The sequence below is a fragment of the Roseibacillus persicicus genome, from assembly GCF_014651675.1.
GTDB lineage: Bacteria > Verrucomicrobiota > Verrucomicrobiia > Verrucomicrobiales > Akkermansiaceae > Roseibacillus > Roseibacillus persicicus.
Genome location: NZ_BMXI01000013.1, coordinates 45,646 through 70,992 on the forward strand (window position 1 = coordinate 45,646; position 25,347 = coordinate 70,992).

The 25,347-nt window shown below is 56.6% G+C and carries 18 protein-coding genes; 6 read left to right on the forward strand and 12 right to left on the reverse strand.

Annotated features, from left to right (window positions below):
* Positions 1-13: 13 nt before the first annotated feature.
* Together IE099_RS14795 and IE099_RS14800 are read right to left on the reverse strand one after the other, a co-directional pair.
* On the reverse strand, positions 14-895 hold the full coding sequence (locus IE099_RS14795; RefSeq protein ID WP_229809536.1) for an MYG1 family protein: 882 nt from the start codon (positions 893-895) through the stop codon (positions 14-16).
* Between the two features lie 93 nt (positions 896-988).
* Positions 989-1,693, reverse strand: coding sequence for a hypothetical protein (locus IE099_RS14800; RefSeq protein WP_189571354.1), 705 nt, complete (start codon positions 1,691-1,693; stop codon positions 989-991).
* A 182-nt stretch (positions 1,694-1,875) separates the two neighbouring features.
* Between IE099_RS14800 and IE099_RS14805 the strand changes: the two genes are divergently transcribed.
* Positions 1,876-2,937 (forward strand): LacI family DNA-binding transcriptional regulator, encoded by a 1,062-nt coding sequence (locus IE099_RS14805; protein ID WP_189571357.1) that lies wholly within the window; start codon positions 1,876-1,878, stop codon positions 2,935-2,937.
* A 31-nt stretch (positions 2,938-2,968) separates the two neighbouring features.
* Here IE099_RS14805 and IE099_RS14810 read toward each other — a convergent pair whose 3' ends face one another.
* The 6 genes from IE099_RS14810 to IE099_RS14835 all read right to left on the reverse strand — a co-directional run bounded on the left by IE099_RS14810 (position 2,969) and on the right by IE099_RS14835 (position 15,612).
* Entirely contained in the window at positions 2,969-4,354 is a 1,386-nt protein-coding gene (locus IE099_RS14810; protein ID WP_189571360.1) for an MFS transporter, read from the reverse strand.
* 27 nt (positions 4,355-4,381) lie between these two features.
* A complete protein-coding gene (locus IE099_RS14815; RefSeq protein WP_189571363.1) occupies positions 4,382-7,837 on the reverse strand; it encodes a hypothetical protein in 3,456 nt (1,151 codons plus the stop codon).
* Between the two features lie 244 nt (positions 7,838-8,081).
* Positions 8,082-8,756 (reverse strand): hypothetical protein, encoded by a 675-nt coding sequence (locus tag IE099_RS14820; protein ID WP_189571367.1) that lies wholly within the window; start codon positions 8,754-8,756, stop codon positions 8,082-8,084.
* Positions 8,756-12,265: a pilus assembly PilX family protein gene (locus IE099_RS14825; RefSeq protein WP_189571370.1), complete on the reverse strand. Its 3,510-nt coding sequence runs from the start codon at positions 12,263-12,265 to the stop codon at positions 8,756-8,758. Before IE099_RS14825 ends, IE099_RS14820 begins: the two co-directional genes overlap by 1 nt.
* Positions 12,266-12,458: 193 nt before the next feature.
* Positions 12,459-13,361 (reverse strand): aldose epimerase family protein, encoded by a 903-nt coding sequence (locus IE099_RS14830; RefSeq protein ID WP_189571372.1) that lies wholly within the window; start codon positions 13,359-13,361, stop codon positions 12,459-12,461.
* Positions 13,362-13,389: 28 nt separating this feature from the next.
* Positions 13,390-15,612, reverse strand: coding sequence for a glycosyl hydrolase (locus IE099_RS14835; protein ID WP_189571376.1), 2,223 nt, complete (start codon positions 15,610-15,612; stop codon positions 13,390-13,392).
* Positions 15,613-16,070: 458 nt separating this feature from the next.
* Between IE099_RS14835 and IE099_RS14840 the strand changes: the two genes are divergently transcribed.
* Entirely contained in the window at positions 16,071-18,086 is a 2,016-nt protein-coding gene (locus IE099_RS14840; RefSeq protein ID WP_189571379.1) for a hypothetical protein, read from the forward strand.
* Between the two features lie 490 nt (positions 18,087-18,576).
* On the forward strand, positions 18,577-20,868 hold the full coding sequence (locus IE099_RS14845; protein WP_189571381.1) for a hypothetical protein: 2,292 nt from the start codon (positions 18,577-18,579) through the stop codon (positions 20,866-20,868).
* Between the two features lie 108 nt (positions 20,869-20,976).
* Here IE099_RS14845 and IE099_RS14850 read toward each other — a convergent pair whose 3' ends face one another.
* The gene (locus IE099_RS14850; protein WP_189571384.1) at positions 20,977-21,510 is read right to left on the reverse strand and encodes a hypothetical protein; all 534 of its coding nucleotides are present in this window, start codon (positions 21,508-21,510) and stop codon (positions 20,977-20,979) included.
* Positions 21,511-21,652: 142 nt separating this feature from the next.
* Between IE099_RS14850 and holA the strand changes: the two genes are divergently transcribed.
* A complete protein-coding gene (gene holA, locus IE099_RS14855; protein WP_189571387.1) occupies positions 21,653-22,729 on the forward strand; it encodes a DNA polymerase III subunit delta in 1,077 nt (358 codons plus the stop codon).
* Positions 22,726-23,088, forward strand: a complete 363-nt coding sequence (locus IE099_RS14860) for a sulfite exporter TauE/SafE family protein (RefSeq protein WP_189571390.1) — start codon at positions 22,726-22,728, stop codon at positions 23,086-23,088. Before holA ends, IE099_RS14860 begins: the two co-directional genes overlap by 4 nt.
* Before the next feature lie 9 nt (positions 23,089-23,097).
* Here the strand turns inward: IE099_RS14860 and IE099_RS14865 are convergent, their stop codons facing one another.
* The 3 genes from IE099_RS14865 to IE099_RS14875 all read right to left on the reverse strand — a co-directional run bounded on the left by IE099_RS14865 (position 23,098) and on the right by IE099_RS14875 (position 24,869).
* Positions 23,098-23,634, reverse strand: a complete 537-nt coding sequence (locus IE099_RS14865) for a hypothetical protein (protein ID WP_189571393.1) — start codon at positions 23,632-23,634, stop codon at positions 23,098-23,100.
* Between the two features lie 14 nt (positions 23,635-23,648).
* Positions 23,649-24,218, reverse strand: a complete 570-nt coding sequence (locus IE099_RS14870) for a hypothetical protein (protein WP_189571396.1) — start codon at positions 24,216-24,218, stop codon at positions 23,649-23,651.
* A gap of 186 nt (positions 24,219-24,404) precedes the next feature.
* On the reverse strand, positions 24,405-24,869 hold the full coding sequence (locus IE099_RS14875; protein ID WP_189571399.1) for a hypothetical protein: 465 nt from the start codon (positions 24,867-24,869) through the stop codon (positions 24,405-24,407).
* 65 nt (positions 24,870-24,934) lie between these two features.
* Between IE099_RS14875 and IE099_RS14880 the strand changes: the two genes are divergently transcribed.
* The gene (locus IE099_RS14880; protein ID WP_189571403.1) at positions 24,935-25,279 is read left to right on the forward strand and encodes a hypothetical protein; all 345 of its coding nucleotides are present in this window, start codon (positions 24,935-24,937) and stop codon (positions 25,277-25,279) included.
* The last annotated feature ends 68 nt before the right edge of the window (positions 25,280-25,347 follow it).

Consider the following 25,347-nt stretch of genomic DNA (forward strand, 5'->3'; position numbering starts at 1 on the left):
GTCCGGCCCCCTCTTATTCTTGCACAAATGATTGTGTCAACAATTGGGACAATCGCTCGGGATCGGTCGCGGAAGTCTTGGCGACGAAGCCACGGTTGTGCGCGAAGTGCACGTCTTCCTCTTCTCCAATGCGGGTAAAGTCGAGTCGGGCGGAATCGTTGAAGCGGGAGAGGGCATAGCCAGTTCCACGGCGATCCGGGTAGAGGGTTGCCACCGTGCGGTCGGCGAACTCATGATCCTCGATAAACCGTCCCACGCCGAGGGACGGGTCGGTGGGGGCGGGGTCGGTACGGGGGATGAACAAAGCCTTGTGCCCGTCCGGCAAATCCAGCCATTGGCTATGGTGGGCGATGTCCTCCAGACGTCCGCGCAGTTTGCTGAGATAGGTGAGAGTGTCCTGACCGATATTGTGCATCAGTTCCCACAGGAGATCGCCGGGATGGAGCAATTGCTCGCGGGCAAAGGCACGCAGCACGGTGCCGTCGATGGGTGAGTTCAGCTTGGCCAAGCTCTCGCGCGAGACTCCCAGCCACTTGGCAGTCTCGACAGGGCCGCGGGTGTCGAAGTGTTCGGCCGGTTCCAACCAATCGCAAAACTTCCGGGCATCATCGTAAAGGTCGAGATACTGCAGGACTAGCGAGAGCGCGCAGATGGGAGGGTGGTCGGCGGGGAACTGATGGTGATCGAAGTTGAGGAGGGCCGGGTCGTGGGAGCCCCCCACATCCACGACAATCGTGTCCGTGTGGGCCAAATCGGATTGGGTGGGTTCGCGACGGGCAATGGGGACCGCGTATTGGGTGATGAGGAAGGCACAGGCGAGAAACTCGTCTTTGTGGGCCGCACCCGGATGGGTCACGATCAGGCTGGGAGTGGACATGGTGGAGATAGGAATCAAGGTTGTAGAGAGCGGAGAACCTTTCCGGGGAAAGGCTCCGTCGTCGGTTGGGGGCTCGGTTCCGCAGCGCTGCGGATGTTCCGGCCCGAGGGGTTAGTCCAGCTGGCCGTCGTAGGCTGGCGGGATAATGAGCTCGTCCCCTGGCACGATCTCCGGTGCGCCAGTGGCAAGATTGGATTTCAGGTCGGCGATGTATTGCGAGCCAACCTGGCTGCTTACGACGAAGGTGCACAGGATGCCATCGTTGCGGCGCACGGCGAGCTCGTCGCCGACATTGAAGTTGGCGCGGGCGGCCGGATCGAGGGAGATAGTCCAGTATTCCGGATCCCAACCTTGCACGGTGGCTTGCAGGAGGGCGTTGCGGATCATGCGGGCCCGTCGTTCGGCATAGGGGTCGGCTTCTTCCGCGAGTTCTTCCTCGAGTTCTTCCTCGAGAAGTTCGTCTTCCACCTCGTCAAGTTCAGTCAACACCATCTCTTCTGCGGCGGGACGGGCGTTTTCCATATCGACGCGCATTCTGCTCATTTCCTCCTGGATGGAGGCCAGAGTCTTGGCAGTGTCGTCGCTTTTCACCTCCACGGGGGCAGGTTGGTAGGGTGAAGTGGTGAAAATGAGGCTGGAAGGCGCCTTCTGCTTCAGCTGGGCCTGCTCGGCTTCCAGGCGCTCGACCTCACGCATGAGGGCCGCAATTTGTCCGGGATCCTCATTTTTCCCTTGATTCATCTTGGTTATCGAGAAAAGCAGAGCCACCACCAGCAGGAAGCCGGTCGAGCCAAGTAGGATGTTCGTCGAATTCATCCGCTACTCATGAGTGAAAAGAGGCAAAATTTCAAATTTCAAATTACCTATTTTCAACGGGGAACATTGGACGCACTTTTGGAACTTCGAAAAAGAAATCGACTCTTAAACGTCTTTTTCCCATATGGGTTATCGTTTGTGTCCGTTGTAAGCGTGAAATCAAGTCAAGTGGATCGAGAATAATGATAGAAGTTAATCAACAAGCCATTGCTGATCGATTGGGAATATCGCGAGCTACTGTCTCCAGATGTTTTACAAATCACGCGGGTATTAGTCCGGTGACTCGGGCCAAAGTCTTTCAGGTCGCGGCCGAGATTGGATATACCCATATGGAAACGCGCGTGCCTTCGTCGAAGAAGAAAGCCAAGCGCAAGACCAACTTTAGCGTGCTCATCTGCAGTGATACGGAAGAGTATTTCCGTGGTGGATACCAGAGCCCCGGGGAGCAGATTTTGGCCGGAGTTTCGGAGTTTGCGCAGACTCACGACATTCGGGTCGATGTGAATTTGATTCCGCCCGAGGTGACGAGCTTGGACGATCCGGCTTTTCAAAAAATTGAAGGTCTGATGAAGCGTCAGGCCAGCGGGGTATTACTAATTTACCCATTTCCCGCCACCGTAATTGATGAATTGGCCCTGCGGTTTCCACTCGTCTCTTTGGTTGATCAGTTGGAGCACAGTTCTATCGATTGTGTGGATGTGGATCATTACAATGGAATCTCGACGGCAGTGGATCATCTTCTCGAAGCGGGCCATCGTCGTATAGGATTCTATACCAAAGAGTATCCAGTGGCAGCGAGTTGGTCCTTCCGCCGCTATAGTGCTTTTGTCGAGAAAATGGCCCGGTTGAAGATTGAGGTGCCTCCCCAGGATGTTATTGGGATGTTCCCTCGCGCGACGATGGAGCTGGAAGAGAGTTTGGAGGAAGTGGCCAAGCGCACACGCGATGGAGTGACCGCCTGGATTTGCGTGGCGGACCACCAGGCCTACGATGTGGTAGCGGGCTTGCAGGCCCGTGGCTTCTCGGTGCCAGAGGATGTGTCGGTTACGGGGTTCGATGGAATTGAAGGCCCGGGCCAGAATCTGGCACTGACGACGATTCAGATTCCGTTCCGCGAGATCGGCAATACGGGGGCCGAGCGTTTGGCCGCCCGGCTGCGCCGTCGTTTCCATGGCAAACAGCACGTCTACATTTCCGGCCAGCTGAAGTCCGGCAAGACAGTCGCTCCACCTCGCGAGGGGTAGAGTTCGACGCGGTCATAGTCGCCGGTGCGGATTACTCCGCGCTGGATGATTTTCGCTGTTCGGCGAGTTCCCGCTCGACCACGACCATCTGTTCTTCAGTCAGTTTATACCAAATCAGCACGATCCCGTTGGCGATGGCCAATGATCCGGGAAGGACGGTTGCAATGACGCGGAAGCTGGAGAGCACCTCCTCACTGGGCGGTTGATCAGGCACGAATCCCACGCCGCCCAGAATCCAGCCGCATAGGCTACCGCCGATGGTGATGCCCAGTTTCTGGGAGAACATGGCGGCTGAAAAGGCGAGCCCGGTCACGCGCCGCCCGGACTTCCATTCTCCGTAGTCAGCGACATCGGTGTAGATGGACCAGACGAGGGCGGGGGTCGGGCCAGCGAGGAAGTTCCCGATAATATTCAAGACAACCAGGGTCATGTATCCATCCCTGGGAATGAGGAAAAGGCCAACAACGAGAACTCCGTTGATTAGGGTGAGGGCCATCAGGCTATTGCGCTTGCCGAATCGCCTGGTGAGCATTCCGGTAAAGAACACGCCTGCAATGAAGGCGATGGAACCGGTGGTCTGGACAAAGCTGATTTTATCGAGGAAAAGGAAGAACTTTTCGTCCCCCACCCCGAAGTAATATTTGAGGTATTGGGGGGTGATGGTCCAACGCACTGCAGCGCTGGAAAGGGTGAGGATTGCCGCCACCACCATGATGATCCATGGGGTGTTCCGAAAGAGGGAGCCGAGATCCCCTCGCAGGTCGTTGTTCTTGCGGACCTGGGGTTTGATCCGCTCGCGGGTGGTTGCAAAGGTGGCGAGAAACATCAGGGTTGCCACCACGGCCAGCAATCCCATCGCACGGGGGAAGCCGACACCTTTATCACCTCCACCCAAAGCCATCACCATGGGGAGGAAGGTCATGGAGATGATGAGCTGGCCGGAGAATGCACCTACGAAGCGGTAGGTGGAAAGAGAGGTCCTCTCGCTGGAGGACGAGGTCATGACGCCCATCAACGCGGAATAGGGGACGTTGATGGCGGTGTAAGCCGACATCAGCGCGATGTAGGTGATGTAGGCGTAGATGAGCTTGCCGCCCTCACTGAACTGCGGGTTGGCAAAGGTCAGGTAGCCACAGATGCCGAAGGGGATGGCGAGCCACAAAAGGTAGGGCCGGTAGGTGCCATGCCGGGTGCGCGTGCGGTCGGCCAGGGCACCCATCAGGGGATCGCTGATGGCATCCCAGAAGCGGGGAAGCAGGAGAAGTGTGCCCACGGTGGTGGGGTGGATTTTGCAAATCTCGGTATAGTAGAAAAAAATCCACGCGTTGACGCCAAAGAAGAAGATATTCGAGGCGGTATCGCCGAGGCCGTAGCCGATCTTTTCCTGAACTGGCAGTCGGTGGGGTTTGGTGGACATGGGGTTTTTCTAAGGGAAGAGGGAGACTCAGGAGACGAGCCACTCCGCGGGGAGATGGACTTCGACCCTGTCGATTCGGCCGGTTTGCCGCGTGAGTTCACGAGTGAGCTCCTGATCAAGAATGGCATCTGGCAGCTGGAGTTCGCAACCGTCTTTGAGGTGAACTACGGCATGGGACCGATTGAGGTCCTCACGGCGGTGATAGACGATCGTGGTTTGGGCCAGGGTGAAGGAGAGGGTGTCCGCGGGAAGCTCGTCGTGGCTGGGGCCGGATGGTAACCCGGCGAACTCGGCAGCCCGCAACAGGTGGGGCCGGAAGTGCAAGCATCCTTCCTTGAAGTTGACCCCTAGTTCGCCAAAGCGCGCGAGGATACCCTCCTTCACCTGACCTGTTAGGCCAGGCTGTTGTGCTCCGGCGTGACCCGGGCTGTGCGAGTAGGGTTCCGAGGGGAAGGCTCCATATCCTTCGGCGGATTGGCGGAAGCCCAGACCGCTTTGGATTTGGTAGTAGCTCTGGGTCAGGCGGGCGCGGAGGTCGTCTTCGACTTCCTCTTGGGCAGCCTTTAGCGCGGTTTCCTGCGCTGCGACCATTAACTTGGAGACCATGTGCCAATAGACGCATCCCAATCCCTCGTAGCCAAACATTCTGCCGCTTCGACCGGTAAAGGAGCGATGGTTGAAAGTCTCTTCATAGAGTTCCTCCACCTTGGAGCGATCGGCGGAGACGAGAGGGGCGAACTCGTCGTCCTTTTCCAAATTCTTGAACACCTTGGCCAAGGCATAGCCATTGGTGAGGGAGTCGTGGAATCGAAAGCCGCACACGGGGTCGGGGACGAGCAGTCGGAAGTCCTGGGCATGGAGCATTCGGGCAAGCAAAGGAATCGCCAGCGCCTTTTGTGGGGAGACTTGGTTGCATTCCAAAAAGCTGGGAATCTCGGCATCGGGATAGAGTAGATAAGTCGGGTGGCGCTGCGAGCGGAGAGCGCTCTCGGGCAGAAGTTCGAGGAGAGTCAGGGATTCTGACGGGCTCAAGAGCCCCGAGCTAAGGATCGCGACTTGTCCTTCCAACATGACCGAGAGCCGCTCGATGGTGAAGGCGTCTTGATCGCGTGCAATGGCCAGGATGTTGTAGGAGTGCCAGAGTCCATCCGCCCGGCGGTTCTGCATCAGCGTGCTACGGAGTGCTGAGAGAGCGTTGGCGAGGAAGTCGAGGACGTCCTGACAGGGGACCGTGGCGGGCTTCCCGGGGCCGTCCTGATAGACCGTGGTCCGGTACTTCTCTACCGAAAGTCCTGAGGTCTTGGCGAGTGCGAAGCGCTCCTCTGGATTGAGTGCTTCGGCTTGTTTCCAACGTTCGTTAGAAAAGTGGTCCGACAATTCTGCGATGAATTCGGTAAGTGCTGGTGTCAGGGAAAGTGAGTTGCTGTCGTGCTTCTGGACCTTGCGACGGAGAAAGGACAGGTAGCGGTAGAGGTAGCTGGCGGTGACCATGGAAAGTCCGCAGCCAGCGAGTGCATTGTTGGCATCGTTCCACTCGGGACGCTGGGTATTCATCCAGATCCCACCTCCCGGAATGAGGTTGGCGAGCTTGACGGCAGCAGGGAGAAGAAGTTTCTCAGCAAGAGTGACTTTGATAATGTTCCCCGATTGATCGCGCAGAAGAAGTCCGTCCGCCCCGACCTCTGCCTTGCGGCTCATGAGGGTGTCGTGGCGTTCCCGATCGAATTCCACGGTATCGCGGGGATCAGCGAGAGTGTCTTCCCAGCCTTTGAGTCGATAGGGGACATCGGTATAGACGTAGCCGCTGTGGTTCAGGCGACTGGCGATGGCATTGGGGTGAATCTTGACGTCCAGCTCGAGGAGTTTCAGGAGGTAGACGATCTGGTGGTCGCCCCAGTAGCCGATGGAGGCCCAGGGGTCGTCTTTGTCGGGGGCCTCCCAGTCGATCCCTTCGGAGGTGACCCGATAGGGATTGTTGCCATCAATGGTTGAGGCGTTGAGAAACTTGGAGATAAAGCTGCCGACGAAGTCGGGGTAGCTGAGCGCGAGGGCTTCCCAGTTCTGAAAAATATCGCGCCAGTTGCCTTCGTAGTGGTGGACGGGATGACCCGCCTCGTCTTCGACCCGGATGAAAAAGCGGTTCCAAGGACGGCTGGGGTCTCCATGGCGACGGCTGACGATGAGGGGGAGATACTCTTCTGTTAGACGAAGGAGGTCGCTGTTGTCCTGTGTTTTGACTTTCTCTAACAGTTCCCGCCGACTGAGGTCTTCGGGCAGGCTCTGGAGGAAACGTTCGAACTGATTGCAAAGCGGGCGATTGTGAATCGTCAGGTGGGTAATGAATTGGTCACGGCGGAAGTGGTAGCCGTTTTCAGGAACACCGCCCCGCATGATATTACTGAGGGCATTGTGATAGTGATAAAGGGCGGTATCACGATCCGCGGTGTGCTGGAAGCCGTCTGCGGATGCCACCAATTGGCGGAGTTGCTCCCGTCCTTTGGCCACATCGGCCATCACTTCATCGACCAACTGGGCCGGGTTGGCAAGTTGAAGCTTCAGCTCCGCAACTTCGCTCTGGCTTTGTTCGATCTCCGCAACCATCAGCCATTCGATCGATTCTCCGGGCGCGAGGGTGAGCTCGCGGGCTGGGAAGAATGCGCCCCGTTTGGCCCGGATGTTTTTGGGTGCAACCGGATTGTTTCCCCTGAGGAAGTCTTCCGCATCGCGTCGGGCCGTATAGACGGTTCCATCATCCAGACCGTGGTGCCAGACGGTCGTTGCACGCATGTTTTCCAAAGGGATTGGCTCGTCGGTGATTCCCGCAGCCAGGCGATGCACCATCAGGGTGTTGCCGCACTCCAGTTCGCTGACTTTGTATGCATCGGCCAGGCAGCTGTATTCCTGCTGCATTCGGGTGCCCACGCCCGCGGGCAAGAGATTTTGCAAACCATCCACGAGGCGCAGTGAGCGGCTTTCACTGCCGTCATTGCTAAGCTTTGCCCGGCGCACAAAGCCGTATTTCTTTGAGAACTGCCAACGATAGGTAAAGCGCAGTGCCAGCTCCTCGTGGCGCTCGTCGAAGACGACCTCGTCGCCGAGAAGGCTCTTCATCAGGCGGCGACGAGTGGGGGTGAGAAGGGCGATGGAAGGGCGGAAGGGATTCCACAGAACCCCATCTGAAACGATTGCCGTCCATGGACCGGTGATGTTCCAGTTGCCCATGATCTTGTCCACGGTTTCGTAGGGAAAGAGGGCGGTCTCGGCCGATTCGCGCCCGGCTGTTAGAGCGCCATCACTGCTGCAGAACAGCCATTGGTCGCCGGAGCCAACAATGTTGAGAAAGAAGGGTTCGAAGGACTCCATTTCCTCGATGACGACATACTCCTCTCCGGAATCAACCGTCCAGCGATTCGCAGATTGGAAGCGGGTGCTGGGGGTCGATGGGACTTCAAAGAGTGTCTCTGGTTTTCGAGGCTGAGTCATTATGGACGGAGAATTCAAAGTTTTTAGGAGAGTGGAAAGTGAGAGCCAGGATCGGCTAAGGAAGGTGAACTGCAACATGGTTGCATGAAATTGCAGAACGGGTCAAGTGTACGGTTACGAATAAAAAAAGGAAAGAAGAACGGCGCATCTGTTCTTCTCGAGATGAGAAGGCAGAGACGCCGAACTTTTGGATTTCCGGGAAAGGGGCGCGAGTCGGAGAACTCCAGATCCGGAGGAAGGCGCGCTAGGGCTTGGGCTTTTCCGCAAGGCGGACTTCAGTGACGAACTTGCATTCCACTGGACCAAGCGCGGCATTGCTGCTGGGGACCAGGAAAACGAGTTGGCGCATGTCGCTGCGATGCTCCCAGACGGCGGTATAGAAAGGTTTTTGCAAATTGTCGGCGAGGAAGAGAAAGGCTTCCAGATTGCGGGATTTTCCACCCGGCTCGATGTCTACGGGCTTCCACCCGGGCGAAAGTTTCACTCCTTTTTTCTCAAAGCCAAAGGCGAGTTTTTTGTTGGTAATGTTGAAGATGCGCATGGTGCCCCACTTGAAGTCCGATTGGGCATCCTCCACGATTACGGGCTTCAGTCCGAAGGGCGTGCCGCGATCGGGCATGAGAATGACGAGCGGATTCTGAGTTCCCGCTGGGATGGCGAGAGGGATGGAAAGGGGTTTTCCATCCTCACCGGGGCGGTCGGGGGCCACAAGCCGGAGACCGTTGGTATCCTCGGGGATTGTGATCGGAGTGGTGCGGGCGGATGGATGCATGTAGGGCACTTCGAGGGTTTTCTCACCTTTTCCAATGGTCAGTTTGCGGGCCGCGACTTCATTGTCCCAAGCGAGGATTTGCAGAGAACCGGCCAAGAGCGGGTGGGCTGTTAGAAAGAGGGTGGTGAGGAGGGTTAGGGTTTTCATTATGCGGAAAGATTGGGGGAAGTGCCTTGGATTTCGGTTTCGGAAAGATAGCGAAAGGATGTGACCCGGAGGCGCCGTCCAAATTTTTGATTGGTCTCATTCAACTCGCTAGTGGGAGTGGCCTTGTCGTCGGAAGAGTCCACAAAATCAGGATATCGCTGCACGGTGGCCTCGGCCCAAACTTGGGCAAGGATCCGACCAGAACGGTCGCGTGAGGTGCCGTAGCCTCGAACGGTGAAGGTGTCCGAACGGACGGTAATGATTGAGGCCAGAGGTTTGAGTACGTCGGCTTGCGTCAAGTAGCCGGGGATGCCGACTCCGGTATTGGCGGGGCTGATATTGGAGCGGGCGGAGCGCGAATAGCTGCGGGTGCTGAACTCTTCCACGAGGGCGTCCTCGTTGAGGCTGCTTTGGTCGATAGCCTCTTGCAGCACTCCAGCCAAGCCGAGTTCATCGGAGCTGACCCGGCGGTTGACGAATTCGCCGAGAGACAGGAAGGGACCACGGGCACGAATTCTCTCCACCAGCTTTTCAGCCAGAGTTTCGATCTGATTGTCACTCAGGGTGCGGAATCCCTGCCAGATGTCGTTGGCCTCGCCAACGGGATCGCGGAAGCGGGGAAAGGGCGTGGTGCCACTCGCTATCTCCGTGGTATTCCCCTCCACCTCGAAGCTTGCGCCGCGCAGCCCGCTGAGAATTGCCTTCCAGGAGGCGACGCTGGTCGAGTTGACATTGAAGGCTCCGTCGACCATCAGCTCGCCGGCGATTTTCAAGCAACCGATGGGCTCACTCAGGCTCTCGACGAGGCCGTCTTCACTCGCACTCGCTGGGTTGGCGAGTTTCATCCGGGGATTGCGCAAGGAAGCATTAGTCGGGCTTTCAAAGAAGTCCTCCAGAATCGCGGAGACTGGTTTTTGCACTTGGGCCACTTCACGATCCCAGACTCCTTCTTCACCGGAGGCCGATGAGCGGCTGAGGGTCGGTGCCGCTCCGCTGAAGAAAAATCCGTCCCAGAGGGCCTCGTTGACCAAATAGCAATGGTCGATCTGAAGCGCTCCTTCGCTCACCCGGTCGCGTCGAACGTAGGCGCTTGCCCAACTGTTGGCCAACTGGTTGGCGGGGGAGTAAGGGCTGGAACTGAGGTCGCAGTGTTGGAAGGCGGCGAGGGAAAGGAGAGGAGCGGAAGGAATCTCGAAAAACGACAAGTGGGTGCGTCCTCCGATGGGTGTTTGCGAAGAGCCGTAATAGGCGGAGCGCCCGCCGTTGGCTGATTGCAAGACTCCGCTGAAGGAGGAGACCGACCTCATGCGTGTTTGATACTGAGGGCCAGCCTTGAAGTCGGCATTGGTGATGAAGGGATTCATCCAGGGTTGGCGCGGGTTGCCGGTGTAGAGCAAATCCGCGACCTGAACATTGACGCCCTCGCTCGCCACGCGGTGATAGGACTCGATCACGCCAATGGGCACGGGTTCGGCCGAGAGTTGCGAGTAGGTGACGCGGGGGGACTCGAAGCGGACTGTTTCTCCGGTTTTGGAGAAGTTGCTCATCAGGATGTCGGCGATAGCCTTGCCGCGATCTTCCTCGGTGGGATCGGAACCGCGGGCCCGGGTGGCGTCTTCCAGGGAGATGTAGAAAGGGTAGTCCTCGCCGGGGATGGCCTGAAAGGTGAGCTGGGCGCTGTGATCGTTCTTGAGCTTTCTCACGAAGCCTTCGTTGCGCCGGAAATTCTTGGTGGGGATGGAAAGTCCGCCTTTGGTTGAAAACTGATCCAGACTGTCAACGGGACGGAGAAAGACAGTCCGGTCGCGGATGGAGCCCTCCACATCGAAGTTTTTGTGGGTTTGTTCCGCCGGGGCAAAGACGCGGACTTCACCGGGCTCGAAGCTGATCGTCTTGCCGCCTCCGCTTTCGCTCAGGGGTTTTCCATCCGCAGTGATGGCCGCGTAGAAATAGGGGTTCACGCTTCGCCCGTGGCCTTGATTGATGAACTGCAGGCTCATGAGGCCGGAGGTATACATTGACTCGTTGGATACCTGTCGGCCTGCGGGATTGAAGGTGCGCCACTGGAAGTCATATGGCAGGTCGAGCCATGCGTGGGCCACGCAACCTTCGACCTCCAGCGCGACATTGTAGGGATTCCACAAGGTGATGACGGGGGTGATGATGAGGCGAAGTTCATCCGCTTCATTCATCCCTCCGCTGACGAGAAACATGATGCGGTCCATAACGGGGCGGATGCCCATCTGGGTCTGACTTGCCTCCACGGTCTCGGCGGGGGGAGGATAGTACCCGCGGGGGACGCTCTGGGGAGTGGCGGCGATGTGATCGCTCTCCCGCTCAAAGACCGTCAGACCTTCCTCGGACTGATAGAGATGGTAGGGGATGCGATAATAGGAACGCAGCGAGTGGAAGGTTGGCACGGCAGTGACTGGAAAGTTGTGTTGCACATTCGCGGGCCAGAATTGCTTGGGAAAGTCGAGGTTGCCGCTATCCGCCAACGGGGCGTAAAGCGGGCGTTGATTCTGATAGCTGCCCGGGGTGTTGAACTCGCCTTCCGCTCCGGCATGAAAGGGGTTGGGCAAGGTGGCACCTTCGCTAGACCAGGTGGCGGCATTGAAGTCCGATTCCGACATCTCGAAGCCCAAGCTCATGTCCACCTTCAGGCCGCCCTCAACGACGTTGGTTAGAAGGCCCGCGCTGGTTGTAGTGAAATCCGCCGCCGCTTGATTCGAGTTGCCGCCACTAAAGAGATCCTGGTCCAGGGAGCTTTGGCCAAGGCTGGTGACCCGTCCGGCGCGCTTGTTCCACTCGTCATCGGGTTGCTTGAAAATGTCGCCTTCGACGTGGGGTCTGGGCTGCGCTTGTAGATCGTCGTTTCCGATGCGGTCGGCCTCCTCCGGGCCGGCGACATTGATCTTGGCCTTAGTGTTTTCCTGCGAAACTGCCCAAGCCAAACTCCCCTTTCCGTCGCCCAATTCGACAAGCGAGCCCTTCAAAGCGAATCCATCGTTCTCTTGACTGAAAAGCACCATGGCTTGACCCGAGGTGTCACCGGTTTGAGCCCAGTCCGCCTTTTCCAAGTCCTCGTCCCTGCCGGACACCAGCCAGCGAAGAAAGCGGCTATTCTTTTCTCCCTCATAGTTGATGTCACCGTCGGTCGGGTTCTTGGACAACTTGGGTGACCAGGACTCCCATACGCCCAAGGCATGAGTTTCTCCCGAGTCCCTCAACATTGAGCCATTGGCAGTTACTCGACGATCATCGCCCAGGGTTAACTGCAATTCCGCAACCGCCATGTTGATGGCCAATCGCGCATTGGCCCGTGCCTCGGCTTGTGCCTGATCCGCATTGGCTGCTCTCATGGTGAGGCTGGAAAGGCTCAAGAGTCCCACCGCGATTAACGACAAGAGAATCATCATGGTCACCGTGATGATGAGAGAGAATCCGTTTTTCGCGGCAAGGGATTGCAATCCAGAGACTTGGTGCGGATTGGATGATGAATTCTTCATGGGACTCGATTAGGGAAAAAGCCAAGCTTGTGATTAAGACGGCTATGTAACTTTATGCAATCTAAGTGAAAAGTGTGCGAGCACAAGAAAAATTGGGGGCGAATCGAGAATACATTGTGACCACAATGGTTGGCGGCTCACATTTTTCAGGTGAGGGGTCACTAACAGTGAGGCGAGAGGAACGCTGTTAGGTCTAACAACGCGATGAGTTTAATCGAATGGTGACAGTCCAATCTCGTTTTTCGTGCCTTTCCATTCGGGTCAGGGAGCTGGCAGGGAGTTCGCTGAGCCGGTCAAAGGCGCCATTGGTCGGCTCGATGGCCCAGTGATGGAGACCTTTCCAAGCTCCCCGGGTTACCCAAATCCCAGCCCATGGAAAGAGGTCGGAGGGCCACGAGAGTTCCAATGCGCTCTTGGCGCCCTGGACCTTGGCCATGCCTTGCTGGAAAGGTCCAAGAAAGACTTTTGCAGACGAAGGAATGGTGCTTCCTGTGTCTCCGCGGGAAAGGTCTTGTCCGGGAAGGGGGGAGGGCCAGGATAGGGCTTCTCCGCTTGGGCTGCGGCAGGTTTCGGGCCGGTCTTCGAAGGTCATAATGTCGCCGTCTTCCAACTTGAGGAGAGCGTGCCAGGCCCACTGGAATGGGATTGTGTCGGGTGAACAATTTTCCAGCCGATAGCGCATGGTGATGGTGTCTCCTTCCAACCGGATGGCTCGTTTGAGAATCAGGGGCAGAGATTGGAGATGCCAGAGGCAAACGAGATCGCGGCCTTCGATCGAGAAGCCCGGAGCAGTTCGCCAAAGCTCGCCATGATCGGTGAACCGCCGGTTCCCGATGCGGCAGGGGAGGACAGTCGGGAGACATTCGTCGAGTCCAGCGCCGGGGCCGGAGTCATAGCGCTCGGGGTCGTCCGGATGCCAGAGCCGGCGTCTATCCGAGGGAGACCAACCATCCAGCCATTCGCGACTATTCAGTTTGTCGTAAATGGAGACGACTCTCCCGCCTAGCTCCGGAACCAGGATTAGGTTTATCTGCTTGTTCGAAATGGTATGGCACACGAACCCTTCAACGACCTGGGTGCTGAGTTCGGTATTCATCCGGTAGGGGAACAGCCTTGGGAGCGCGCTACTTCACGGTCAGGACTCCCGGCGCGGCAGTCAGGCTGGTTCCATCGGAGAAGCTCACCTGCAGGGGCTCTTTTCCATGGTTGAAGGCGGCATAAGTCCTCTTTCCGCCTTTGAGGTAAACGTTGCTGAAGAGGTGATCCGAGGTCACTGAAGCATCGTTGCGGCCCAGGGAGTTGAGAGTGTGAATCCAGTGATACATGAAGGCGTGGGTGTTGCCTCCCTCAAGACTGCATTGGGGATTTGCGTCGATGTAGTCCGCTGCCCGGTCGGGCTTGCTGAGAGCGCCAAACATACAGACGAGATCGCCCCAACCGTTGTTGAGGTCATTGCCTTGTTCGCGCTCCTTGACGATGCGGGAGTAGTTCTTCTCCACGTAGTCGGGGAAGCGGCCCATGTAGATGGATGCGGGGGTGAAAGGGAGCCAGTTGATGCCGTGGATGCAATCGATGTCGCCGGAGAACCAGGTTGCAAAGGCGCCCTTGCCTCCCCAGATCATGCCGAGGGCGACATTCGGAAACTCCCGGGGGAAATTCGTGCCGGAGACATCGAACCAGTATTCCTCCACCGCGGTTCGCTCGGTATTGAACAAGAACAATCCCGTGTCCCTAATGCTTCGATTGCCGGTGACCTCTCCCCAGAGCATGAGGCCATACCAGGCGTTGAGAGACTCGGAGGATGATTCCTGATTGTTGCCATCGCCGAAGTTGGCATGGCCTGAAGCCCAAGAGTGGCCGGCATAGAAGTCGAAGCCGCGCATGCGGGGAAAGAGGGGGTCTGCGGGATCGGATGCGGCGATATCGCGGATGAGCAACTCGACCATTGGCGCCCACTTCTCGCCCCAAGCCGCATCGTAGCGGGCGGCTTCGGCTGCAGCGCGGATGAAGTAGCCGTAGTGAAAGTGATGGTCGTTGATCTGAGAGTCGCTCCCATACGAAGGCTTGGAGCCAATGAGGGTGCCCCAGTTCTGATTGTAGTAGAATTTCGGAGCTTCTTCGCTGGGTTCCGCTGTGAACCAATTCTCGAGGCGCGTCTTGACCTCGCTCAAGAACTGTTCTCGCAGTTCGGCGGCTTCCAGAACCTCGGCGATGCCGGCGAGGGTGGCCAATTTGCCCAAGTGCTTGCCCTCCCAGTAGGTGTCGCGATAGGTGTCGTCCTTTTTTGAGGCTTCCTCGGAGAGATAGGATAGCATGCGAGCACGGTCGGGAATGCCTTCCTTGGGAAGCATTGGGAGAAGCCCCTGTATGGGAACTTCGGTTGTGAAGGCGAGGCCGGAGACGAGCTTCATCTCACCGCGAACGGAGGGGTAGCTCAAGTTCAACGGTTTGTTAGGTGAGTATTTCCATTGATGCGGGTACAGCGCGGTGAGGGTGCCCGGGGAACCCTTTTCTTTGGCGGTGAGGGTGAATTGGTAGCGGGAATGAAGGGAGCCCTTCTGCTGTTTGAAAGTGACTCGCGTGGCTGAGACATGGTTGTGGGCATGCTCGGCAAAGAGGGCGAGGGTCTCGGGCGAGTTGTCAGGCAACAAGGCGATGGTGAAGTAGGGCTCCGGGCTGCTATTGGTGAGTTTCTGACCCTCGATACCCGACCACTTTGAGCCCGCGGGGCCAAAGATTCCGTAGTGATGGCCGCGAAGGCTGACTCCCAGTGTTGCCGAGTTCTCATCACCAGCCCAGATGATGGGCTTTTCACCGCAAAGGATGATTCCCTTTCCTCCAAGAGCCTCGCAAAAAACATAGGGGCTGCCGTGGCCAAAATGGGTGAGCAACTGCTTGCCGTCCTGGGAGAACTCGGCGGTGATAAACCAGTCGGAAGAACCGGCATAGTTTGCCTGCGGGAATTGGATGCCCTCCATGGCGATAGTGAGGTCGCCGCCCTGTGGGATCCCGCCTCCCATGATGTTCCCGGAAGAGCCGTCAATCGCCGAACCCGGATCACTCACGACGAGCCCGTTGTTGGTGCAAAGCAGAACCATCGGATGGGCGAAAAGAGGTTGCGAGAACTCGTTCCAAACAAGTGAACTCCACCACTGGTTGGTTGGGGTCGCGCCGGTCAGAGAGGGAATCTTGTAGATCTTCTCAGGCAAAGCTTCGCAATGTTCGGGGCGCTCCAAAGAGTAGCTTCCTGCACCGAGGGAGACTTCTTTGCCCGATAGCTGCGTCGAGTTGCAAAGGAGCAGCAATGCGATGAGAGCGGAGGCGGTGGTGTTGAGAGTGACTGACATGTTGTGGCGAATCGAATCAGTATCCGAGGTGTAATTTTATGCAACTAGAAAATTATCAAGTGATGCCGGATTGGAAGGAACTTGTTGAATTGCAAAGAGGAGAAAAGTCGACCGACTCGGCTGCGCCTTTTCTTCAATGGCATCAATGGATTCTTCGGATTTCTGTTTCGAATTTGAGGGCTGCGGCACCCAGGCCAAGCGGACCGAATTGAGCTCCTGAAGTTTCTGCTGAGTCGGAATACTGCGTGGGAGAGCGGTTCTTTTTTTCTTGCGCTTTCTGAAACCGCGAACGAGGTTGCATAAAGTTGCATTCTTGGAGTCGCGGGTTTTTCCCGTTTTTCCGAATGCAGCAACCGAGCTACCAAGCCCCCTCACGGCGGGGGAATGACAGTTGGCAGCGACGAAACCAACAACAGGCTGACTCCGCTCTCAAGCGGCTGCCCAGCCACCTGAATGAAATGAAAAACCTAGACAAAACCCTGCTAGTAGGAGCCCTTCTGGGCACCGTTGCTAGCGCCCATGCGGCACCCTTCCTCGTCCCTAACGGCGATTTTTCAACCCCAGATGGAGCTGACTGGACCCAGGCTTCTTCCGAAGGGACCATCATCAGTTACCAGTTATCTGGTGGCAGTAGTGACGGCTACGCGGAGATTGACAATACGAGCGGATCCTGGGGCGGCGTTCTGGTATCCGAGGGAGGTTCGGGACCGAATCCGGCTGTGGGAGATGGCATTCCTCTTTCCGAACTCGGGCTGACTGCGGGTGAGACCTACACCTTTAGTTTGGATATGATTAATTTGGGGGCGGGAGCGAATCAGGCGGGAATGAAGATGGAAAGTTGGGCTGGTGGCTTCCTCGATAATGGAGCGGGCGATGTTGTCTTTCCGCTGACGAATTCGTGGGAAACCTATAGTCTGGAGTACACCATCAATCCGGCGGCTACTCATCTGAAGTTTGTGCCACTGCTAGTGAATTTTTCGGGGCCGGTTGGCTTTGACAATGTCGGCGGAGACAACACCGCCCTGGTGCCCCCTCCCTTTGAGCCCCTTGAAATCGAAAATGGAGACTTTGAGATTCCTGACGGAGTTGGTTGGGGCACGGGGCAAGGAACTCCGGTTTACAATGCTACCGGAGGGAACCCGAATGGACATGTGGTGCTGGATGGGACTGCGGAATTCGCTGTCCTTTATGGCTTTAACAACATGGAAGTCAGCTTCGAGGCTTTGGGGCTCGCGCCCGGGGATACCTTTCTCCTGCAAATGGACATCAAGCTGATCTCGGGGAATTTCGGTGCCGGCTATCGACTGGAAGGTCCCTCCGGCTATGTCATCGACGAGACCTTCGAGGTGATTGGGAATGGATCCGATTGGGCGACTTACTCGGTGGAGTTGACCGTTCCGGCTTCGCCCGGTCAGACGAAGATTGGTCTCCGACCCGGTGGTTCGGTGGTGGCTTTCGACAACGTCAGCATCGTAAATCCCGAGGAAATCCCTTTCAGCGCGGAAGTGGTGAAGGGTGCGATTGTCAACTGGGTGCCGACAAGTGCGACCAACAGCTATCAGCCGCAGAAATCCGCGGATGGGGTCACCTTCACCAACTTGGGACCGGCAATCGAAGGGAACAGCATCTCATCCGTCTATGATGCGGAGCCAGCATTGTTCTACCAAGTGGTGGAGGCGAGCATTGAGGACTCTGACGATGTGTTGAATGGAGGCTTCGAGTCTGTGGACGAGTTCGATTCCTTTTGCGCGCAAGCGTGGACCTGTCTCGCAGGCGTCATCAACGATCAATTTGCCACCCGGCTGGCAACTGACAACACGGTCGCCGGCACGATTGCGACCCCGGACCAAGTGCGGACTGGCGTGGCCGCCCTCCAGCTAAAGGTGGTCAATGCCGAGACCGAGGCCTTGCCCGGCAAGAGTCTGACCCAACAGAATGTCCTCAACAGCGGGGGGAGTATCACTCCGGGCAACACTTATACTTTCTCCTTTTGGGCAAAGCAGGTCAGTAGTGGACCAAGCTACGTGCAAGGCTACAAGTTGGCTTGGCTGGAAGAAAGTGGAGGAGTGATTAGCGTCGGCGCCGAAGGCGGCTTTGCGGGTGGTGACGGGGAGTGGGCTGAGACTGCTGTCGCCGGACTGGTGGCGCCAGCGAACGCAACCTCCGCGCTGATCGAAATCTTCGGAGCCACTGGCGCGGTCGACGGGGCCTTCGGCGAGGTGCTTCTGGACGACATTTCCTTAATCACGGAGGGAAGCTCTCCAATTGGAACCCTGCCCGCCACTACTTCCACGGGCATGGGGGTGACCTATCCGACCTTGGAAGGATTCAGCTATCAGGTGCAGGCATCCAGCGACTTGATCAGCTTTTCCGACTTGGGAGAGGCCGTTATTGGTGATGGCAATCCTGCCACGATTGGCGAGCCATCCGAGGAGCGTAAGTTCTTTCAGGTGGTGAAGACTGTCACGCCATAACGGGCTGGCTATTCACTTACTCGAAATTATTTCAACCTTCTCTGATGCAAATCGGAGGAGGTTTTTCATTTGAAAGCGGCCCGCCAGGTGCTGGGAAAGTGATAATCAGTTGAAAATGAATGCTGATAGTCAGAGATGAGGATAGACTTGGCGAAAGGTGAAAATTTTTTCTTGCTTTAAGGCCAAACTTGACCGAGTGTGCATAAAGTTACATTAGGTGAATCCGTTAATTGGATATCGTCTGAATGTGCTGCAACACGATGGATCTCCAACAGTTATTTTTCTTTCCCCGACCAACTCCGGGCCTTGGCCACGGAACGGTTCAGGTCTAACCTGAGAGGACTCTGGCAATTGGAGCCATCCCCCTGAAACATCAAAAAGTGTCGTCATGACATCGCTTGAAGGTTCGGAAGTTTTCCCAATCACGGCAATCTTTGGGAGGCTTCCGGACCTCGCCAGGCGAGGCGAAAACTTCCCACAAAAAACCAAAATGAAAACCAAGACCAAAAATCAGGTGGTCGGCCTGCTCGTAGGCGCGACGATGGGTGCCTATGCGGTGCCAGTATTGGTCCCCAATGGGGACTTCGAAGATGCCGGCGGTCCTGCCACTTCTTGGCAGGAAAACTTTGGGGGAGGAACCTTCACTTATCTTTATCCCGAGACTGAAGGTAATGCCGACGGTCATGTGGTGATCGACAACATTGACTCTGGTTATGGTCTTTTGATCGCTAATAACAACACCCCGATTTCTCTCGCTGGTCTCGGCATCACGGCGGGCGACACCTATCGCTTCAGCCAGGACATGCGCTTCACCCCGGAAAGTGTCTTTGGAAGTAGCGTTGGCACGACCGACATGGGTGGTTTGAAAGTGGAATTCTATGCCGGTGGGGAACTGCTGGGTTCGACCGGCGATTTGTTTCCTGAAGTTATTGGATTTGGCGATACTTGGGAGAGCTATGATTTTGATATTCACATTCCCAATGGGGTCGATGGGATCAAAGTGATCTTGCTATGGGGGCTGCAATCAACGGTCTCCTTTGACAATGTTCGCATCGAGTCCGATGCCCTGCCGCCTGTTACCGGGATCCCCAATGGAGACTTTTCCATTCCTGATGGAGATTCCTGGGGGCTGAATGACGACGATGGTTTCGCGGTCATCGAGTATCCTGCCACCGGCGGAAGTGGTGATGATGGAGGTTATGGCTTGATCGATGCGACTTCCGCGTTTTTTGGAGTTCTGATTTCACAATCCGATCAAGTTCTTCCTGTCGCAGGTCTAGGGCTGGAGCCGGGAAAGACCTATCACTTTCATCAGGATATGAAGCTCTTTAGTGGGGCGAATATCGGGGGGCTCAAGGTGGAGTTCTATTCTTTTGGGACACAACACAGCACCACGGGCAATCTCTGTCCCGAACTGATTGGTGGAGGAGATTGGAACACGTATACTTTCCCTGTTCGCATTCCTCCCAATGCGGACGGAATCAAGGTCGTCGCGCTCTACGGGGAGGAGTCTTCGGTGGGCTATGATAACTTTAACATCGATCCCGTCGCGGTCAGCGATTCGCCTGTGACCGGCATTCCAAATGGAGATTTTTCCGAAGGGGGCAAGAATTGGGCAACCGCTGGTGAGCCAGATACGGTCTTTGCTTATCCCGATACTGGAGGCAACCCGGGCGGCTGCGCGGAGATGACGAACAGCGGCTTTGGCTTCGGGGTCCTGGTGGCCAACGCCGAAAGTTCCATTCCCTTGGAGAGCCTGGGACTAACGGGGGGTAATGCTTATACCTTCAAAATGGATACCTACCGGGTCGCTGGTACAGATGTCGGCAAGCTGAAGGTGGAATTTTACCGCCGCGGCATCGCGCAGGGAAATTCAGGCGACATTGCAGCGACGACCGAAACGGGAGTCTGGACCAGTAATGACTTTCAAGTCTCGATCCCTTCCGATGCGGATGCCATCCGCGTGGTTCCGGTTGCGGGGATTGATTCTGTGATTCGATACGACAATCTCGCGGTCGACCCGACACCCATTGAGGCTCCGGTCATTCCGAATCTCGACTTTGAGCAGGGCGGTGCCGGTTGGGCCTTTTTCTCAAGTGGCAATACTGTCACTTATCCGACAACGGGAGGGTCAGACCTGAAAGGGAGCCCCGATGGGGGCTATGCGTCTATCGACAGCCCCAGTGGCTGGGCGGTGCTGGTTGCCAGCAGTGGCGCCATCATTGCTCTGGACGATCTGGGTCTTTCCGCCGGGGATGACTTCACGGTGGAAATGGATATGAAGAACTTCGGGGTTGGAGCTGCGGTTGGTTCCTTGAAGCTGGAATGGTATTCCGGCACTTCGGGTGGGCAGCCTACCGGGGATGAACAGGCGATTTCTCCCGAGCCAATTGAGCCTGCTGACGAGTGGCAAACTTACACCTTCAATTTCAGCATTCCCAATACCATTGGTGCGGGGGGCGTAGTCGATGGTTTCAAGCTGGTTCCCATTGCGGCCATTCCCGGGGTGATTGGCTACGACAACATCGAGTTCTTAAGTTCGAACGAGCCGGTCTCTATTACGATTGCGGCCTCGGGATTCGACGCGAGCGGCAACTTTTTCATTGATGTCCTGGAGGGTGTTTCCGGCCTGCAGGTCACGACCTCTCCCGACTTGGCCAGCGAGTTTGTTTCCGCTACCGGGGTGACCAACGACGGGGCGAACCGCTTTACGATTCCGGCAGCAAATCTCGATTCCAATACTGACGGCGCGGACTTCTTCCGGGTGGAAGAGTCTTCCTAGGGCGTTGTCAGTCTATTCGGAAAACCCACGGGCGACCCCTGAAAAAAACGCGGCGGCTTCCTCTCCGGAAGCCGCCGTCTTTTTTAAGGAGCAAAGGGTTGTTTGTTTTTATTCCGCCGACTCTGCTGACGATGGACCGGATTGGGGGGCGGGACGGGTGACCGTTCCAGTCTCTTTTTCTCCTTCGTTCACGCGCTTGCGGTATTCTTTCCAGAGAGTGGCGGTATTTTGTTCCAGAATGATTCGCTCTTGGAAGCGACCACTGTGAAAGAGAAATTTCAATGAGGTGTGATTGCCGAATTTATTCACCTCCCCGATCGTCAGTTCAATGATGTGGTGGGGAGTCTTTTCCTCATCGGGTTTGACCGGGCCATACCAGTCCGCGCCAAATAGCAGGTTCGCCGTGTCCAGTTGGGGGAGGTCGCAATTGGCGAGTTCCGTCTCGGGAACGACGAAGCTTTTGCCATCGACGGTCAGAACGACCTTCGTCAGCTGATCCTCGCCTTCAATTTCAACCGAGGCCTTCTTTTCCTCGTGAAGAACGGTAAATCTGACCGAGTTCCATGGGGCGGGTTGGTCTTGCCCGAGAAGCGGGCTGCAGAGTAGGGCATAATAAAGTGCGGGCTTGAAAAGTGGCTTCATGGTTTTGCAATTTTATGCAAGTAAAGAGCGGTTTCTGGTTGGTGGCAAGAAAGAACGGGAGGGAGTTGGCCGAGTGGATAAATTGGAGGGAAGTTGTTCCCGCCCTTGATTCCGCTCTCCATTCCACGCAAGCTCGTTGGCGATGGCGATTCATGCGGTGTTTGGAACAGATGAGGGAAGGGTGGCGGAGGAGGCCCACGCCCTTTTCGAGAAGCTGAAACCTGCAGATGGCGACGAATTCGCCAACGACATCATTGAAGGGGTTGCCGATGACTCCGAGCATGCCTTTCGGCTAAGTGCGAGCACTGTTGAGGCCATCCAGACGGTGGGCTTTTTCGGTGGGGCCAAGGTGGTGTGGCTGAAGGGGGCGACCTATCTCGGGGATGACCGCACGGGAGGGGCGGAACGGGCCAAGACCGGGGTGGAGAATCTGCTCGAGTGCCTGAAGGCGGGAGTCTCTCCCGAGGTGGAGGTGCTCATTTCGGCGCCAGTGATCGACAAGCGGCGGGGGTTCTACAAGTGGTTGCAGAAGAATGCCGAGGTTAAGATCTACGATAAAATTGATGTTTCCAAGGAAGGCTGGGAGGAGGAGGTCGCGGTTTTAGTCCAGCGTCGGGCAAAGGAGATGAAGTTGAGCTTCGAGGACGATGCCCTCGATCTTTTTGTGCAACTGGCGGGAGAGGACACGCGGCAGATTGGGAACGAGCTGACCAAGATGAGCCTTTATCTTGGAGACGATGCCACCGTGTCCATCGACGAGGTCCGGGTGATGATTCCGCCGAGTCGGAAGGGGGTGATTTGGGAGATTTCGCGAGCCATCGAACGCGGGGAAGCCGCTCGCGCGGTGGAGCTCATCGATGCTCAATTGGACAAGGGTGAGAATGCGATCGGGCTCATGCGGGCAGCCATCATTCCGACCGTGCGCAACCTTTTCTATGCTCGCCTCGCCCTCGATGCCGGTGCTGCACCCGGTTATGGTTTTGGCAAATCTCTCGAGAAGCTTCCGCCCGAGAAGCGGGCGGTCTTTCCTAAGAAAAAAGATGGTGGAATCAATGCCTGGGGGCTCTCGCAGGCTGTTGGCAAGGTGGGGAAGCGCAATCTTTCCCAAATGCGGAAGGCATTGGAGTTTTGCCTGAAGGCAGACAAATCCCTAGTGACCACCAGCCTCGACCATCGCCTCGTTTTGCACCGGCTCGTGGTGGAATTGACCAGTTTATGAAAATTCTTCTAACAGCCTTATTGATTGGGGTCGTCGCTGGCTTGGCGGGCGCTCTGCTGGGCGTTGGCGGAGGCATTATCATGGTGCCTGCCTTCAGCTTGATTTTAGGAATGGAGCAGAAGTCGGCAGTAGCCACTTCGCTTGCGATTGTCGTGGTGACGGCAGTGATTGGGACCAGCAATCATGTGGTCAACAAGACGGAACTCATCGACTGGAAGCTCGTGGGGCTGACGGCGATAGGGGCTGCGGTCGCGGCTTGGTTCGGTTCGGACCTGATGCGTCAATTGAGCAACCAGCATCTCACGCGCATTTTCGGAGTCCTGATGATTCTCATCGGGGCGAAAATGCTGTGGAAATAATTCCGCAAGTTAGGGCAGGGGAGGCGGAACGGCGGGCTGAACCTGTTGGGACTCCGCCATTGCGAGATTTTCGGCCAGTCTTTGTCCGAGGACCACTTGGACATGTTTGCGCAGCAGGGGGGAGTCGCGCTTGGGCTTGGCCGCCATTGCGGAAAAGTTGCGGATGATTTGCACGGGGGTGCCAATCAATCCCCAGGGGAATCCCCACCAACCCAGGGTCCCGCTAAAGGCGATTGCTCCCAATTGCCGTTTGGTCGCGCAGGACTTGCAGGAGACCTCGGGTTGGGAGCTCCAGGAGGTCAAGATTAAGGCGGACCAGATGCGATGGGCCATATAGACATCGACCGGCGAACCGGCTTTGCCACACTTGGGGCATTGTCCGACTCGGGTGGCGTGGACCATTTCGTCGAGTTTGGCCGGTGGGATCTGGCTTGCCAGCGAGACGAAGTAGCCCGCGACGTGACAATCGTTGTTGCAGTAGCGGCGGGGGCCATCACTGACGCCACCGAAGAGAATGGATGTGCCACAATAGGCGCAGTTGGCCATGATTCGAGGTTGGTTTATTGTTGAGCGGGAGGCGTGGGAGGCACGGGAGATCCGGCTTGCAGGTTGGGGACCTTTTGGACCCGTTGAGCGCGAAGGAGGGCGTAGCCGAGGGCCAAGCCGCCGATGAGGCCGAACAAACCCAGGACCCAGGAGGGCTTTTCGCCGGGTTCAATGATGAGAGCGTCTGGAGAGATGTTGTCAAAGAGCTCCCGGATATCATCGTCACCGCTATCTGACTCGATTCCGAACTGCACCAGCCCTTCGACATCACGCTTTTCTAACAGCTGAGGGGCTAACTCGACGAGGGCCATCATGGCCTTGCTTTCGTCCTCGATTTCATCGATGGCCTTCATCTTCTTCCCCAGTTCCAGATATTTGTCTTCTGTGGTTTTATACAGCAGGCTAACAGGAGCGTCTGCATCCTCCGCGCCGGGGATGGTGACAGGAATGTAAAGAACTTTAGGGTCACCGAGAAAGGAGGAGGTATAGGCGGCGGTTGAAACGTCCAGCTCGCCGCCGGTGATTCTCAGCCACTTGGCTTTCGTCGGTTGCTTGCTCAGCTCCTCGATGCTGATGGTTGTCATCTTTCGGTTGGTGATTCCAGTATAGAATGACTGTCCGCCTCCCCATAGAAAAGCAGCTACAATAAACCAAAGAAGACAACCCATTCGCATAGTCTCGCCAATGTGTGGAACTGATATCCTGCTGGCGAGAACAATTTTTTGCCAATATGATAGTGGGAGCCGGCTTTTGCTATCTGAGAGCTGAGGCTATCCCTGTCCGGGGGGAGCGATGAGGTGGACCTGGTCGAGGCCGTTCTTGGAAAAGCCTTCCCAGAAGCGTTGCTGGCGGGGGGCGATCACATGCATGCGCTCTTCATCCGACAGGCTCAAGTAGGCGTCCTGGCCTTTGGCTCGGATGACTTCGCGTTCAGCCAGCCGAAAGGAGAGTTCTTCCCAGAAAATCTCGTTCCGCATCTCGTCGATGCATTCCTGGATGTAAGATTGGGCTTGGTATTCGGCGGTGACGCGGTGGTTGTTCGTGTCGGGATCGACTTCGATGATGTCGGCGTAACCTTGGGCTTGGGCGCGTTCGAGAATCTTGTCCTCCAACGATGCGAAGGACGCGAGGTGGTCCTCGGAGCCGGGCTTCTGATTCAGGGACGCGACTTCTCCCGCCAGGCTGACCATGTCGATGAGGGTCTGGAATTCGTCGTCGGAGAGGCGCAAGTGCATGAAGAAGTCCACGCTAGATGAATTCTGCAATTTAAAAGGTCAATTCTTTGTTTTATAGCATGGGCATGAAGATTTTGAGTTGGTTGTTTGCCCTGGTCCTTTTGTCGTCGTGCGCCAATGAGGACGATTACGTCGATCAGCCCACCGCGCCGTGGACCTATCCCATTTCGGAATATCGGGCGGTCCGGACTTTGGCTGCCAGGCCGCCGGAAAGCGGGATCACACGTCTCGTGGGATGGGATGATGGCTTTTATTACTTCGACTGGTCGCAGAAGGAAGCCACTATTAGCAGGGGAACGGGTCGGGTTGACCGGAAGCAATTCGATATCGAGAACCGCGGTGCTTTGACTTTGGAGAAAGGTCAGATTACGCTCCGCGACGGGCAGGTTCGAACTTTGGTTCTCCTGTAAAATTGCCGCACGAAATTGCATTTGGGAAAAACCATCTTGCTAGAGGCTCTCACCTCGGCTTTGGTCTT

What these genes read in the sequence shown, in the direction of transcription:
- IE099_RS14815 (WP_189571363.1), bottom strand. Translation starts at nt 7,837, where the DNA reads ATGACTCAGCCTCGAAAACCAGAGACACTCTTTGAAGTCCCATCGACC.
- IE099_RS14820 (WP_189571367.1), bottom strand. Translation starts at nt 8,756, where the DNA reads ATGAAAACCCTAACCCTCCTCACCACCCTCTTTCTAACAGCCCACCCG.
- IE099_RS14870 (WP_189571396.1), bottom strand. Translation starts at nt 24,218, where the DNA reads ATGACAACCATCAGCATCGAGGAGCTGAGCAAGCAACCGACGAAAGCC.
- IE099_RS14865 (WP_189571393.1), bottom strand. Translation starts at nt 23,634, where the DNA reads ATGGCCAACTGCGCCTATTGTGGCACATCCATTCTCTTCGGTGGCGTC.
- holA (WP_189571387.1), top strand. Translation starts at nt 21,653, where the DNA reads ATGGCGATTCATGCGGTGTTTGGAACAGATGAGGGAAGGGTGGCGGAG.
- IE099_RS14880 (WP_189571403.1), top strand. Translation starts at nt 24,935, where the DNA reads ATGAAGATTTTGAGTTGGTTGTTTGCCCTGGTCCTTTTGTCGTCGTGC.
- IE099_RS14805 (WP_189571357.1), top strand. Translation starts at nt 1,876, where the DNA reads ATGATAGAAGTTAATCAACAAGCCATTGCTGATCGATTGGGAATATCG.
- IE099_RS14825 (WP_189571370.1), bottom strand. Translation starts at nt 12,265, where the DNA reads ATGAAGAATTCATCATCCAATCCGCACCAAGTCTCTGGATTGCAATCC.
- IE099_RS14800 (WP_189571354.1), bottom strand. Translation starts at nt 1,693, where the DNA reads ATGAATTCGACGAACATCCTACTTGGCTCGACCGGCTTCCTGCTGGTG.
- IE099_RS14875 (WP_189571399.1), bottom strand. Translation starts at nt 24,869, where the DNA reads ATGCACTTGCGCCTCTCCGACGACGAATTCCAGACCCTCATCGACATG.
- IE099_RS14840 (WP_189571379.1), top strand. Translation starts at nt 16,071, where the DNA reads ATGAAAAACCTAGACAAAACCCTGCTAGTAGGAGCCCTTCTGGGCACC.
- IE099_RS14845 (WP_189571381.1), top strand. Translation starts at nt 18,577, where the DNA reads ATGAAAACCAAGACCAAAAATCAGGTGGTCGGCCTGCTCGTAGGCGCG.
- IE099_RS14830 (WP_189571372.1), bottom strand. Translation starts at nt 13,361, where the DNA reads ATGAATACCGAACTCAGCACCCAGGTCGTTGAAGGGTTCGTGTGCCAT.
- IE099_RS14810 (WP_189571360.1), bottom strand. Translation starts at nt 4,354, where the DNA reads ATGTCCACCAAACCCCACCGACTGCCAGTTCAGGAAAAGATCGGCTAC.
- IE099_RS14860 (WP_189571390.1), top strand. Translation starts at nt 22,726, where the DNA reads ATGAAAATTCTTCTAACAGCCTTATTGATTGGGGTCGTCGCTGGCTTG.
- IE099_RS14850 (WP_189571384.1), bottom strand. Translation starts at nt 21,510, where the DNA reads ATGAAGCCACTTTTCAAGCCCGCACTTTATTATGCCCTACTCTGCAGC.
- IE099_RS14835 (WP_189571376.1), bottom strand. Translation starts at nt 15,612, where the DNA reads ATGTCAGTCACTCTCAACACCACCGCCTCCGCTCTCATCGCATTGCTG.